Consider the following 13796-nt stretch of genomic DNA (forward strand, 5'->3'; position numbering starts at 1 on the left):
ACGCCCCGCAACTGGTGGGCGCCCCAATGATCCCAGCTTGCCCCGCGTTGACCGTTTCTTTCGAATGCCCATCGCAATCTCCTCATCGAGTGTTGCGACGACCAATTGAATCCACCGCCCAGCCTTCCCTGCGCGATGGTGTTACGGCTGCTTCGTAGTCTCCCCGGTGCGCCGGGCTTTCTGGTCACCGTCATCCGCACGAGGCTAAGCCTGCATGCGAACTTGGCATCGGCATCGGGATGCCAGGACCCTACGACTTGACCGTCCGTACCTCGCCTGCTCGCCGGCCCGCTCGCGCAGAGCCCCAAGCCTGATACGGCCACCGCTCCCCGCTGCTACGCCTCGTGACGATCGGCCGAAACGTCCCTCTTCATCGCAGGCGGGAGGGCCGGGATCATCGTTGTGATTTGCCCGACGCTACAAGGCCGCCAACGTGCGACAAACTGGCTCGACGGGCAGTTGACGCATGGACGGGATGCGGGAATTGCCCATCTTGCTGGGTGGAAGTGAAGGCGGTTGTAGGCGGATTCCAATTTGTGCAGTCCAGCACTGTCACCACACATTTTGTGCAGCGTCACCGCAATCCGGTGGAGGGATTGACCATCCTGATCCCGCAGGACACTCGTGTAAGACGACTAAAGTGCAGTCCGATCGCTGAGAAGGGGGTTGTCTTTCCACACACGTTGCGGTTGATTTTCCGCATTGGGGGAGGGAATGACGCGATGGGGATACTGTCCGGCAAGAAAAAATGGGAGAGCACGTTTCGGCTCCGGAGCCATCCCAGCGCCGGCCGAGGGTTTTTGACAGTGCTCTTTTGGCTATGGGGCAGCATCGGACTGCTGCTCAACGGCGGCAGCCTGATGGGCCTTACCGGATCGGTCGGCGTCGGCACGTCCGCCTATCTCACCGCCACCAGCTTAATATGGATCGGCGGAATGATCCTGTTCGGACTGGGTGCCCTCCTCTCTCACAACGATTTCGACGGCGAGCGGCCGGCGGACCCGGATGTCGGCGACCTGAACATCACGAGATAATTTACGAGATCTGAGCAGCTATTAAATGCTCTGGACTGCACCCCTTAAGTGAGACACGATAATTTCTGTGACAGGCATTTCGAGGATGACCTGTGGCAGCAAGAGGGAAGAACCGTCAGTTTCCGACGGCTTACAAACTGAAGGCGATCAAGCGCGTCGAGCGAGGCGAAGGCGTTCTGCCTGTGGCTCGCGAGCTTGGGATATCTCGCAAGATCCTGCATGACTGGATCAAGGCCTGGAAGGCGCAAGGACCCGAGGGATTGAACCGCAAGCGAGGGCCGAAGCCCGGCCCCCGGAAGCTCAAAGCTACGGCAACCTATGACGACAAGCGGTCTGCGCTGACGCGCGCAAATGCTCGCATCGCCGAACTCGAACGGCTTGTCGGCCGTCAGCAGATGGATCTCGATTTTTTTCGGCAAGCCTTGCGCGCATTGGAGCGGCCGGCAGCGCAAGGCGGACCCGCACCCGCATCATCGAAGTCATCCAAGCCATGACGTCGGAGGCAACGGAGTCCCACGCCGACGTGCAACGACTCTGCGGTCTGGCCGGCCTGCCACGCGCGACCTATTACCGGCATCTCAACAAACGCAGTCGTGAGACTGCCGACTGCGAGCTGCGCGATCAGATCCAACGCATTTGCCTGAAGCATCCGTTCTACGGCTACCGGCGCGTGACGGCCACCATCCGACGTAAAGGCATGGTCGTTAATGCTAAGAAGGTGCTCAGGCTCATGCGCGAGGACAATCTTCTCGCACAGCGCAAGGCGCCATTCCTGAAGCCGCCTGCAGAGCGACCAAGGGACATCGTCGTGGTGCCCAATCTGGTGCGCGGCCTGGTGCCGTCCGCTCCCGATCAGATCTGGGTCGCAGACATCACCTACGTCCATCTCGCCACGACCTTCGCCTACCTCGCGGTCATCCTCGATGCCTTCTCGCGCAAGGCGGTTGGCTGGGCCTTCGAGAACACGCTCGATGCCTCGCTCGCGATTGCAGCATTGAACAAGGCCATCGAGGCCCGCAAGCCGCAACGCAGCAGCCTGATCCACCATTCCGACCGCGGCGTGCAATACGCGTCAATCGCCTATCGCCAAATATTAGCGGATCGCGACATCACGATCAGCATGAGCAGGCCGGGCAACCCCTTCGACAACGCCAAGGCTGAGAGCTTCATGAAGACGCTCAAGGCCGAGGAGGTCAACGGCAAGGCGTTCTCCGACATAAGAGACGCTCGCCGCCGGATCGATAGCTTCATTGCGGATGTCTACAACAAGGAGCGCCTGCACTCGGCGCTCGGCTATCGATCGTCTATTGAGTTCGAAGCCGCGTTCGCGCAAAACAAGGCACGATAGTCGTCGTGGCAAACCCACTGTCACAGAAATTATCGTATCTCACTTAAGGGGTGCGGTCCAGGACTGTCACCTTAACTCCCTTGCGAGAGATGCCGAGGTATTTGGCTTCAGCCCATTGCGCTCCTCAATCTTCATTGACGATCATGCACCGTGCTCGCCGCACGTTGCGGGTCAGCTTGGCGGCCTTCAGCGCAGCCTCGAGCCGCCCGCTCAGAAACAGCGCACCCGCAAGGCTCGGGTCGGTCCAGAGGTCACAACCTTCCAGAGCTGCCGTAGCGACCGCAATTTGGTTGTCTTTGGGCAAGCTAACCATCAGTTTGCCCTTGGGCCACAAGTCCGGCTGAACGAAACCGCCGGTTGATCGCCCGGAACGAAAGGTCTGCTTCTGACATCCGAGATTTAGGAAATACCAGGCCCCCGGCACCAGTTCGACGCGATTGCCCTGATAGAGCTCTATGTTGGACAGGCCGCCCTTTCCAAGGTCGAATCTCCCAAGCACTTCGGCAAAATCGGAAGAGACAACGATGAAGGCATTGACCCGAAAGAAATCGGACAACTTTCCAATACGCCGATCCTTGTACCTCGGGTAGGCCCGCTTCGGACGCTCATCTTCCGTCAACGTTTCACCGTCCTCGTGCTTGCGCATGAGTCCAGACGGTCCAGTTCTTCCCGATATTCGGTATCTTGCCAGTAATCCTTGCCCTGGTCATCCGGGTTCAGATTGAATTTCGAAATATTGGAAGAGTCCATGAAGCAGTCACTCACCCAGACCCTTTCAATCACGCGACTTCTCCCGAAAAAGACTTATCTCGCAGAACGAGTTTCGATCCACTCCGCCAGAGGGGCGGCGCCGAATACTTCAAACATTTTTACTCACGTCGCTCTTAAAAAAAGACGTTGATCATGCGCAGAGCGATCTTCCAAGGCGCCTGCGCCAAATCACAGGACAATGTACACTCAATTGGCAGGAGGGGCGAAGGCGAGCAAACTATGAGCTGTTTTGCCGGCGTCGTCATGAATTCTCACCGCGTTTCGGCTGGGCGCCGGTTCTCGATCGCAAATGTGCCGTCTCCCTCGCCGTTTTCGATGAACGCTCTGGTTGCTTTCGTAGACTAATACTCTGCGTTCGGGTTATTTTTTCATTTCCAGCATTTCAAGGGGAGCGCTCATGCGAAAGCTCATTTCTTCGATCGGATTTTTGTGCGCCGCACTTTTGATCCTTGCCTCGCCAGGGGCTCACGCGCAGGCGACGCGGACCTGGGTGTCCGGCGTCGGCGACGACGTCAACCCGTGCAGCCGCACGGCGCCCTGCAAGACCTTCGCCGGTGCGATCTCGAAGACCGCCGCCGGCGGTGAGATCGACGTGCTCGATCCCGGCGGCTACGGCGCCGTCACGATCACCAAATCGATCACGATCGACGGCGGGGGGACCATGGCCTCGATCCTGGCGTCGGCGACCAACGGCATCAACGTGAATGCCGGCGCCAACGACGTCATCATCCTGCGCAATCTGAGCATCAACGGCGCCGGCACGACCCTCGGCCTCAATGGCGTCAATTTCCTGGCCGGCCGAAAGCTCGTCGTCGAGAACTGTACCTTCGAGAACTTCTCGCAAAGCGCGATCTCGGTCGCGCCGACCGGTGCGGCACAGGTGGTGATCGCAGACTCCTCGCTCAAGGCGTCCGCGTTCGGCGTCACGGTCTCGACCGCGAATTCGAGCAGCGCGATCAGCGTGCTCGTCTCGAACACGAAGGCCATCGAAAATGCCAATGCCGGGATATCCGCCACGGTCCCGGCCGGAAAGCCGGGGATGGGCGTGTTTCTCGACCGGCTGACCTCCGAGTTCAACAACACCGGCGTTCTGGCGAGCGGCAGCGGCGCCATCGTGACGTTGGGAAATTCCGTCATCCAGGGCAACGCCAACGGCGTCGTCCAGACCGGCGGCGGCTCCGTCTCGTCCTTCAAGAACAACGCGATCAGCAACAACGGCGTCGACGGCACGCCGCTCACGGGGATCAGCCTGAACTAGCGGCGCCACCGCGGGAAGCCCGGCATTTGGCGAGCTGCGCCTGCCGGACAACGTGCAATCACATCAGCGAGGTCCCGTTGCCGGCGGGACCTCGCTCGATTGCGTCGATGCTGGCGCTCAGACGCCGGCGGCGGCCGCGTGCTGGGCCGTCATCTCGGCATCCGCGGCGGTGACGCGCTGGAACGCCGGACGCTGGGTGATGCGCTCGGCATAGCGCACGAACACGTCCTTGCGCGGCACGACGCCGAACATCATGGTCCAGTTGAAGGCGACGCCCCACAGCACGTCGGCGGCGGTCATGCGCTCGCCGAGGAGATACGGCCCCTTGGCGAGCTGCTGCTCCAGCGCGCCCAGCATCGTATCGTAGTCGGCATAGGGCGACTGCGTGATCGGGGCCGGTTCGCGCTTCATGAAACGGTCGATCACGGCGGGCTCGAACGACGCACCGTAATAGGCGATCCAGCGCAGATAGGGCCCGCGCATGGCATCGTCGAGCGCCGGCGTCAGCCCCGCTTGCGGAAACAGATCGGCGAGATAGATGAAGATCGCGACCTGCTCGGTCACGATCTGGCCGCGATGTCCGATCGTCGGCACCTTGCCGAGCGGATTGACGGCCAAGAACTCCGGCTTGCGCTGCTCGCCCGCCTTCATGTTGAGGACATGCAGATCGTAGGGCGCGCCCAGCTCCTCGAGCAGGACGCGGGTGCCGGCGGCGCGGGTCTGCGGTGAGTAATACAGCGTGATCTTGTCGTCGGCGGTCATGATGGTGTCCTCCCATTGCCGGCTGCGGTGCGGGCTTGTCGCACACCATACCTGACAAGGTGTGTCAGGTATGTTTAAAGAAGGGCATGCGCGCGAGCCGGCTGCTCTCGATCCTCACCACCCTGCAGGCCAGGGGACAGGTCACCGCGCCCGAGCTCGCAGACGCCTGCGAGGTCTCGGTGCGCACGATCTATCGCGACATCGACGCGCTCGCCGCGGCAGGGATCCCGGTCTATGCCGAGCGCGGCGCCGAAGGCGGATTCCGCCTGCTCGACGGCTATCGCGTGCGGCTGAACGGGCTGTCGCCGACGGAAACCGACGCACTGTTCATGGCGGGCCTGCCGGGCCCCGCTGCCGCGCTCGGGCTCGATGGTGCGATGAGCGCGGCGCAGACCAAGCTGGTGGCGGCCCTGCCGCAAAGCCTGCGCGCCAATGCCGGCCGCATGCAGGCGCGCTTCCACCTCGACGCGCCTGGCTGGTTCGGCGAGTCCGAGGAGCCGACGCATCTGCGCGCCATTGCCGACGCCCTGCTCCGCGACGTCATGGTCGACGTCCGCTATCAGACCTGGCGTGCCGAGAAGCGCCGCCGCGTCGCGCCGCTCGGCCTCGTGCTCAAGGGCGGCAATTGGTATCTCGCCGGGCAAGTCGAGCGCAGCGTGCGCACCTATCGCGTCGCGCGCATTCTCGACTGTGCTGTGACCGATGAGTGCTTCGCGCGACCTGCAGACTTTGACCTCGCCGCCTATTGGCGCGCCGCGACGGAGCGGCTGGAGGCGGAGCTGCATCCGAAGCAGGCGACGGTGCGCCTGTCAGCGCTCGGTGTGAAACTGCTGGAGGTGTGGAGCCAGCCCTACGTGCGCGCCCGCACGCGCCTCGCCGACGACACCGATGCCGATGGCTGGCGCATCGCGACGATCCCGACCGGAACAACACTATGGCATGCGGTTGGCGAGCTGCTGCGCTTCGGGCCGGAGGTCGAAGTGCTCGATCCGCCCGAGTTGCGGGCGAAGATGACGGAGATGGCGGGGGCGATGGCGAAGCGGTACGGCGCTTCTGCGACGACGACGTGAATGGCAAACACGGCTCCGTCCGCGCCATTGCGAGCGCAGCGGCGCAGCGAAGCAATCAGAATCCCTCCGCAGAGACGGTCTGGATTGCTTCGCTGCGCTCGCAATGACGGGGTTGGAATCGTGCCCGCCAATTTCAAGTCGGGTTGAGCGAGACGTGTGCCGCGGAATGGATCGCTACAGCACCACTGGTGTGTCGGGCAGCTCGTTGGGATCGCCGGTGTGCGGCGGGTAGTGCCTGGCGAGCTCGCGTGACACCGCGGCAATGCCATCGACCACGCCCTGCTCAAAGCGGCCGGCGCGAAACTCAGCCTCCATCGCCCGGCAGATCGCCTCCCAACCCGCCGCGCCGACACGGTCGTGGATGCCGCGGTCGGCGATGATCTCGACGTCGCGATCGGCGAGCAGGAGATAGATCAGGACGCCGTTGTTGTGCGCGGTGTCCCAGATCCGCAGGTGCGAGAACAGGTCCAGCGCGCGCTCGCGCGGCGGTTGGTCGCGCCATAGCGGCCGACCGTCGAGCGCGCCCTCGACGACGAAGCGAAGCTGGCTGGCATGGGTGCGCTCGCCATCCTTGATCGCCTGCTCGATGCGCGCGAGCACGTCCGGCGTGAAGATACGCTTCATCTGCCAGGGATGATGCAGGAGATGCCGCCCGATCCGCTTGATGCCCATGGTCGCGCGTCCCGTCCTTACCAGCTGCCCGAGGCGCCGCCGCCGCCGAAGCTGCCGCCACCGCCGGAAAAGCTTCCGCTGTCGCTCGAGCTGCCGCTGCTCCAACCGCCCGAGGACGATCCGCTCGACCAGCCGCCGCGGCGGCCGCTGCCCGGCGTATTCATCCCGGCGAAACTGTCGGCAATGAAAGCGATGACGAAGCCGGCAATGGCCGACAGCGCCGCGAGACCCGCCGATCCCACCAGCAGCCAGGCGATCACGCCCATGGCGCCGCCGGTCGCGAGCGATCCGATCAGTCGTCCGAGCAGGGTCCGCAGGATGCCGCCGATCACCAGCGCACCAAACAGCGCCACCGGCGCGAAGGAGGAGATCGAGTCGATGTCGAGATCCGTGCCGTGCGAGGCCTGCGGCTGCGGCACCGGCAGGGTCTCCCCATTGATCACGCCGATGATGCGATCGACGCCGGCGTCGATGCCGCCGGCGAAATCACCGCTGCGAAATTTCGGCGTGATGACCTCGTCGATGATGCGCCGCGCGGTGACGTCGGTGAGGCTGCCTTCGAGGCCGTAGCCGACCTCGATGCGCAGCTTGCGGTCGTTCTTGGCGATCACCAGCAGCGCGCCGTCGTCGACCTTCTTGCGCCCGATCTTCCAGGTCTCGGCGACGCGGAGCGAAAACTGCTCGATGGTCTCGGGCTGCGTCGTCGGCACGATCAGCACCGCGACCTGGCTGCCCTTGCGGGTTTCCAGGTCCTTCAGCTTCTGCGTGAGGCCTGCGATGTCCGAGGAGGACAGCGTGCCGGTCTGGTCGACGACGCGGCCGGTGAGCTGCGGCACCGCGACGTCGGCCAGCACCATCGTGGCGAAGCAGACGAGCAGCGTCGCAAGCAGCGCCTTGAGGACCGGCAGCGCGCGCACGATTCCCTGCTCCGGCTATTTCGACGGCGCAGGCGATGGCGCGTTGAAATCGACCTTCGGCGCCACCGAGATCTCGCGTTCGTTCTCGACCGTGAAGTTGGCCTTCTCCTTGTAGCCGAACATCATTGCGGTCAGGTTGTTCGGGAAGGTGCGGATGCCGACGTTGTATTCCTGGACCGCCTTGATGAAGCGGTTGCGCGCCACCGTGATGCGGTTCTCGGTGCCTTCGAGCTGTGACATCAGGTCGCGGAACAGCGCGTCCGATTTCAGCTGCGGATAATTCTCAGTGACAACCAGGAGCCGCGACAGCGCGCCGGTCAGTTCGCTCTGCGCGGCCTGGAACTTCTGCAGCGCAGCGGGATCGTTGACGACGTCGGGCGTGGCCTGGACGCTGCCGACCTTGGCGCGGGCGTTGGTGACGCCGAGCAGCACGTCCTTCTCCTGCTGGGCAAAGCCCTTCACGCTGTTGACCAGGTTGGGCACGAGGTCGGCGCGGCGTTGATACTGGTTGACGACCTCGGACCAAGCCGCCTTGACCTGCTCGTCATTGGTCTGGATGGCATTGTAGCCGCAATTGGTCAGGCTCAGCGTCATCAGCGCCGCCAGCACGGTCAGCAATTTCCGCATCGCGCGTCCCCCTTCTCCCGGTTGTGCCGCCTCGTCAGAGCACAGCTTGGGCAGCGGCGCAATGACGGCCGGCGGCCGCCGGACATAAGTCTCGGCGGCCGGAGCGTGGGTTCGGGAGAGTTCCCGGGTGACCTCGCGGATGCCAGTCATTGGCCGCGCAGGCCGTGACGGGCCTCGATCAGCTGCCCTTGCGGTCGCGTAGCTGGGTCACGAACATGTCCTGCCAGCTCGCCGGCTTGACCTTGATCGAGCCGACGCCGTGCATGAACTCGGCGATCTTCAGCACGCCCTCTGGCGTCGACGAGAACCAGGTGTCCTTGTCCTGCAGCATCTCCAGCACGTCCTCCTTGGTGGTCTTCACCTTGGCGGTGCGGGCATAGATCTCGGCCGCGGCAGCCTTGTCGTTGGCGATCAGCGTGCAGGCCTCGTCGAGCGCATCGAGGAACGCCTGCACGACCTTGGGATTGGCGTCGACGAAGCGCTTGGGCGCGAACACCACGTCCATCGTCATCCGTCCGAGCACGTCGGCGGAATTGGCAACGCGGCGAATCTTCGAATCCTTCAGCTCGATGTAGGAGAACGGCGGCGAGGTGAAATGCGCCGTGATCTCGGTCTTGCCCGAGGTGAGCGCCGCCAGCGCCTCCGGATGCGGCAGGCCGACAGTCATCGGATCGAGCTTGGCGTAGTTCTCCTTGCCGAACTCCTGCGCCGCCATCATCTGCAGCATGACCGCCGACAGCGAGGTCTTGATGCCCGGCAGGGCGATCTTGTCGCTCGGCTTGAAATCCTTCAGCGACTTGATCTCAGGATTGTTGGTGTTCATCCACAGCGAGGTCGAGCTGAGGCCGCTGACGCCGACCACCTCCACCGCCGGAATGCCCTTGGCCTTGGCCCACAGCGTGATGAAGCCGGGCGCGCCGGTGCCGGCGATGTCGAGCGAGCCGGCCATCATCGCGTCGTTGATGATGTTGCCGCCGTCGAGCATCTGCCAGTTCACCTTGAATGGACCGAGCCCGGCCTTCTCGGCCTGCTTCTCCATCAGCTTCTGGTCCTCCATCACGATCAGCGGCAGATAGAGAATGCCGTAGCCCTTCGAGAGGCGGATTTCCTTGACCTCGGCCTGCGAGGCATCGGTGGCGCCGAGCAATGCGGTGAGGCCGAGCGCGGCGGCCGTGAGTGATTTGCTCCAGGACATGGTCGTCTCCCTTCCTTGTTGTTGTGCTTATAACTCGAAAATCAGTGCTGCATGCCCCAGCGCCGCACCGTCTTGCGCTCGATGGTCGCGAACACGAGGTTCTCGACGACGAGGCCGATGAAGATCACGGTGAACAGGCCGGCGAAGACGTTGGCCGTCTCCAACTGGTTGCGGTTCTCGAAGATGAACCAGCCGAGGCCGCCGGAACCCGAGGACACGCCGAACACCAGCTCGGCCGCGATCAGGGTACGCCAGGCGAAGGCCCAGCCGACCTTGAGGCCGGTGAGGATGGCCGGAAATGCGGCAGGGATCAGGATGAAGCGCACCAGCTTCAACCCGCGCAGGCCGTAGTTCAGGCCGACCATGCGCAAGGTGTTCGACACCGAGCGGAAGCCGGAATGGGTGTTGAGCGCGATCGCCCACAACACCGAATGCACCAGCACGAAGATGATGCTGCCCTTGCCGAGCCCGAACCAGATCAGCGCCAGCGGCAGCAATGCGATCGCCGGCAGCGGATTGAACATCGAGGTCAGCGCCTCCAGCATGTCGGCGCCGATCCGCGAGCCGATCGCGATCGTGGTCAGCACGGCCGCCAGCGCGATGCCGATGCCGTAGCCGATCAGCAGCGTCTCCAGCGACACGAGGGTGCGCGCAGGGATGATGCCGTTGCCGATGTTCTCGAAGAAGGCTGAGAGCGTGTCGGTGAAGGTCGGAAACAACAGGGGATTGCCGAGCCACAGGCCATAGGCCTGCCACAGCCCGGCCAGCGCCACCAGGATGATGGCCTTGCGGACCGCACCGACGTGGTAGATGCGTTCCAGCCAGGACAGGCTGGCCTCGACCTTGACGTCGCCGAGGGGCGTGTCTGCATTGACGATTTCGGGGCGCAGCGCCAGCGTTTCGCTCATGATGCTCTCCTCGTGTCTCAGTGATGGCCGAACAGCATGTCGTTGATGCGCCCTTCGAGCGCGACCTGCTCGGGCGAGCCCATGGTGCCCGGCGGCACGCTGTTGAGCTCGGCGCGGACGCGGCCGGGATGCGGCGACAGCAGCAGAATGCGCGAGCCGATCTTGATCGCCTCCTCGATCGAATGCGTCACGAACAGCACGGTGAAGCGGGTGTCCTGCCACAATTGCAGGAGCTCATCCTGCATCTTGCGCCGGGTCAGCGCGTCAAGCGCGGCGAACGGCTCGTCCATCACGAGCACGTCGGGCTCCATCGCCATGCCCCTGGCGATCGCGACACGCTGCTTCATGCCGCCGGAGAGCATATGCGGATAGGAGTCGATGAACTTGGTGAGGCCGACCTTGTCGATATAGGACTTGGCGCGCTCGTTGGCTTCCGCCGTGCCGAGCCGGCCGCTGGCGGTCAGCGCGAACACGACGTTCTCGCGCACCGTCTTCCACGGGAGCAGCTGGTCGAACTCCTGGAATACCATCATGCGGTCCGGGCCGGGCTCGGTGACATCGTGGCCCTTGAGGCGGATGCGGCCCTCGGTCGGCTTCAGATAACCGCCGATCGCCTTCAGAAGGGTGGATTTGCCGCAGCCGGAGGGCCCCAGCAGCACGAAGCGGTCGGAATCGAAGACCTTGAAATCGACGCGGTAGGTTGCCGTGACCAAGGTGTCCGGCGTCTTGTATTGCAGGGTCACGCCCTCGACGGAGAGCAGCGGCTCGAACTGAGATGGCGATTGATGGACGGTCATGCGTCCTCCCCTCCTTTATATTGCAGTGCGAAATTTCGCTTGGTGCACTTCGGCGCCCTTATCCGAGGTGATAGAGGAGGAGACTGACGCGAACCTGACTCCGAGGCGGACAACGAGACCTTGCGCATCCTGCTGGTGGAAGACACGCCCGAGATCGGCGCCGCCGTGACCAGCCGGTTCGAACGGATCGGCTACGCGGTGGACTGGGAAAAGGACGGCCGCGTTGCGAGCGAGCTGATCGAGGTCCAGAGCTACGACCTGATCGTGCTCGACGTGATGCTGCCGAACATGGACGGGTTTGCGGTGCTCAAGCACTTGCGCAAGCGCGGCCTGCGCACGCCGGTGCTGGTGCTGACCGCGCGCTCGGCGGTGGACGACCGCATCGGCGCGCTCGACCTCGGCGCCGACGACTACCTGATCAAGCCGTTCGACTATCGCGAGCTGGAGGCGCGGGCGCGGGCGCTGCTGCGCCGGGCCGCCGGCCAGTCCGACAATCTGCTGACCCTGGGGCCGCTGGTGATCGACCGTGCCGGGCGCACCGCCAGCGTCGCCGGCCAACCGCTGGACCTGACGCGGCGCGAGCTGACCGTGCTGGAAATCCTCGCCGCACGCCCTGGGCGTTACGTCGCCAAAGAGGAGCTGGTCGAGCAGCTGTTCAGCTTCGACCAGGATCCGAGCCCCAACGCCGTCGAGCAGTTCGTCGCCCGGCTGCGGCGCAAGCTGGCGGCGACAACAGTCGAAATCAAGACCGAGCGCGGCCTTGGCTATCAGCTCCACGCTTCGTGACCTCAGGACCTCGCTGCGCGCGCGGCTGCTGATCGCGATCGGCGCGATCCTGGCCGTCGGCGCCGTCGTGCTGAGCCTCGCCGCCTGGCAATATGCCGCCACCGCCGCGCGCGACGCCTATGACAAGCTGCTCGCCGGCGGCGCCGTGCAGATCGCCGAGAACATCTACATGCAGGGTGGCGTCGTGACGCTGGATCCGCCGGCGGCAGCGTTTGCGACGTTGTCGGCCTATGACCTCGTGTTCTATCGCGTCACCGATCCGCGCGGCGTCGTCGTCGCCGGCTATGACGATCTCGCCGTCACCGCGCCCGCCAGGGCGCTGCGCGAGGGCGTCGTGCTGCGCGACGGCATCTATCGCGACCAGGCCGTGCGCATCGCCGCGGTAGCGCGCAAGCTCGACGGCGCGCCCGGAGACGGCTGGAGCCAGATCGTGCTGGCGCAGACCCTGCGCGCCCGCGACGCGCTGACCTGGGATCTTGCCTCGAAGGCGATCGGCCTCATCGCCGCGATGAGCGTGCTGGCGCTGGTGGCGACTGCGCTATGCCTGCGGCTGGTGTTCGCGCCGCTGACGCGGATCGAGGCCGAGATCGTCAAGCGCCGGCCGGACGATCTCAGCCCGATCGCGATCACGCCGCCGCGCGAGGTGCGCGCGCTGGTCGGCGCGATCGACGGCTTCATGCAGCGCCTCGCCGAGCGCATCGCGCTGATGCAGCGCTTCATCGCCGACGCCACCCACCAGCTGCGCACGCCGCTCGCTGCGATCGATGCCGAGGTCGAGCTGCTGAGCGATCAGACCAAGGACACGAAGGCGCTCGACAGGCTGCGCAGTCGCATCGCGGATCTCGCCCGCCTCACCAGCCAACTGCTCGATCACGCCATGATCCAGCACCGCGCCCAGGCGCCGCGCTTCGCCGCGACCGACATCAACGCGCTGGCCAAGTCGGTGCTATCGCAGAGCGTGCCGCTGTCGCTCGACCGCGAGGTCTCCGTCAGCTTCGTGCCAGCAGAAGACGATGCCGTCATCGCCGTCGATGCCATCAGCCTGCGCGAGGCACTCGCCAATCTCATTCACAACGCGCTGGCGCATGGTGCAAAGATGCGGCTGATGGTGACGGTGGAAAGCAAGGCGAGCCATGTCGCGATCATCGTCTGGGATGACGGCCCCGGCATCGCCGCCGAGGCGCAGCAGCGATTGCTATCTCCCTTCCAGAAGGGCGACGGCTCCCACGGCTCAGGCCTCGGCCTCGCCATTGCGAGCGAGGTCGCGCAGGCCCATGGCGGCCGTCTGCGGTTCAGCGGAGTGGCAGGCGACTTCAGTGTGCGACTGGAGCTGCCGGTGGATCGGTCGACAGCAGTCGATCCACGTCCAGATTCACATCTCAAACAGCAGCAGACATGACGTCGTCGTCCCGCGGCGGATCACGCCCGGGTCTTGCGATCGACACGCCCTTTCGAAGATCGAGAGGGCGCAGGGAAGGCCGGGAGCTCGCCGCCCCCATGGCCCCCGTGCGAACAAAATGCACGGGGCAGGAACCACAGGTTCGGCCGAGACATCCCGGCCTTCCCTGCGCGACGGTTTTAACGGTAGAGTCGAGGAAGGGCGCGGTGGCTTGGGCCATTCGGCAACGCCCCGTTTCCCTTCCCCGCTCAT

Annotated in this window: 15 protein-coding genes; 7 read left to right on the forward strand and 8 right to left on the reverse strand. The window is 64.4% G+C overall.

Going from position 1 to position 13796, the window contains the following annotated elements; translation table 11 throughout:
* The first annotated feature begins 596 nt into the window (after positions 1–596).
* The 3 genes from QW868_RS33165 (at position 597) to QW868_RS33175 (ending at position 2382) form a co-directional block, all read left to right on the forward strand.
* A complete protein-coding gene (locus tag QW868_RS33165) occupies positions 597–1034 on the forward strand; it encodes a hypothetical protein (RefSeq protein WP_316232534.1) in 438 nt (145 codons plus the stop codon).
* 92 nt (positions 1035–1126) lie between these two features.
* Positions 1127–1528, forward strand: coding sequence for a helix-turn-helix domain-containing protein (locus QW868_RS33170; protein WP_315705390.1), 402 nt, complete (start codon positions 1127–1129; stop codon positions 1526–1528).
* On the forward strand, positions 1525–2382 hold the full coding sequence (locus tag QW868_RS33175; RefSeq protein WP_316232535.1) for an IS3 family transposase: 858 nt from the start codon (positions 1525–1527) through the stop codon (positions 2380–2382). The genes QW868_RS33170 and QW868_RS33175 overlap by 4 nt, the downstream gene beginning before the upstream one ends.
* Before the next feature lie 124 nt (positions 2383–2506).
* Here QW868_RS33175 and QW868_RS33180 read toward each other — a convergent pair whose 3' ends face one another.
* The gene (locus QW868_RS33180; RefSeq protein WP_316232536.1) at positions 2507–3028 is read right to left on the reverse strand and encodes a hypothetical protein; all 522 of its coding nucleotides are present in this window, start codon (positions 3026–3028) and stop codon (positions 2507–2509) included.
* A gap of 522 nt (positions 3029–3550) precedes the next feature.
* On the opposite strand from QW868_RS33180, the gene QW868_RS33185 reads away from it, so the two are divergent.
* Positions 3551–4411, forward strand: a complete 861-nt coding sequence (locus QW868_RS33185) for a right-handed parallel beta-helix repeat-containing protein (RefSeq protein WP_315734290.1) — start codon at positions 3551–3553, stop codon at positions 4409–4411.
* 117 nt (positions 4412–4528) lie between these two features.
* Here the strand turns inward: QW868_RS33185 and QW868_RS33190 are convergent, their stop codons facing one another.
* A complete protein-coding gene (locus QW868_RS33190) occupies positions 4529–5173 on the reverse strand; it encodes a glutathione S-transferase family protein (protein ID WP_316232537.1) in 645 nt (214 codons plus the stop codon).
* 86 nt (positions 5174–5259) lie between these two features.
* On the opposite strand from QW868_RS33190, the gene QW868_RS33195 reads away from it, so the two are divergent.
* Entirely contained in the window at positions 5260–6243 is a 984-nt protein-coding gene (locus tag QW868_RS33195) for a YafY family protein (RefSeq protein WP_316232538.1), read from the forward strand.
* A gap of 174 nt (positions 6244–6417) precedes the next feature.
* On the opposite strand, the gene QW868_RS33200 is transcribed toward QW868_RS33195, so the two are convergent.
* The 6 genes from QW868_RS33200 to QW868_RS33225 form a co-directional block, all read right to left on the reverse strand.
* Positions 6418–6915, reverse strand: coding sequence for a TPM domain-containing protein (locus QW868_RS33200; protein WP_316232539.1), 498 nt, complete (start codon positions 6913–6915; stop codon positions 6418–6420).
* A 17-nt stretch (positions 6916–6932) separates the two neighbouring features.
* Complete coding sequence (locus QW868_RS33205; protein ID WP_316232540.1) at positions 6933–7832, reverse strand: YgcG family protein; 900 nt, start codon at positions 7830–7832, stop codon at positions 6933–6935.
* Positions 7833–7847: 15 nt separating this feature from the next.
* Positions 7848–8459, reverse strand: coding sequence for a LemA family protein (locus QW868_RS33210; RefSeq protein ID WP_315759634.1), 612 nt, complete (start codon positions 8457–8459; stop codon positions 7848–7850).
* Positions 8460–8637: 178 nt separating this feature from the next.
* Positions 8638–9654 (reverse strand): ABC transporter substrate-binding protein, encoded by a 1017-nt coding sequence (locus tag QW868_RS33215; RefSeq protein ID WP_315783516.1) that lies wholly within the window; start codon positions 9652–9654, stop codon positions 8638–8640.
* Positions 9655–9695: 41 nt separating this feature from the next.
* Positions 9696–10562, reverse strand: a complete 867-nt coding sequence (locus QW868_RS33220) for an ABC transporter permease (RefSeq protein WP_316232541.1) — start codon at positions 10560–10562, stop codon at positions 9696–9698.
* Positions 10563–10579: 17 nt separating this feature from the next.
* Positions 10580–11359: an ABC transporter ATP-binding protein gene (locus QW868_RS33225; protein WP_316232542.1), complete on the reverse strand. Its 780-nt coding sequence runs from the start codon at positions 11357–11359 to the stop codon at positions 10580–10582.
* 120 nt (positions 11360–11479) lie between these two features.
* On the opposite strand from QW868_RS33225, the gene QW868_RS33230 reads away from it, so the two are divergent.
* Positions 11480–12145, forward strand: coding sequence for a response regulator transcription factor (locus QW868_RS33230; protein ID WP_316232543.1), 666 nt, complete (start codon positions 11480–11482; stop codon positions 12143–12145).
* Positions 12120–13544, forward strand: coding sequence for a sensor histidine kinase (locus QW868_RS33235; RefSeq protein WP_316232544.1), 1425 nt, complete (start codon positions 12120–12122; stop codon positions 13542–13544). Before QW868_RS33230 ends, QW868_RS33235 begins: the two co-directional genes overlap by 26 nt.
* The last annotated feature ends 252 nt before the right edge of the window (positions 13545–13796 follow it).

It is taken from the genome of Bradyrhizobium sp. SZCCHNR1051, assembly GCF_032489615.1.
Taxonomy (GTDB): Bacteria; Pseudomonadota; Alphaproteobacteria; order Rhizobiales; family Xanthobacteraceae; genus Bradyrhizobium.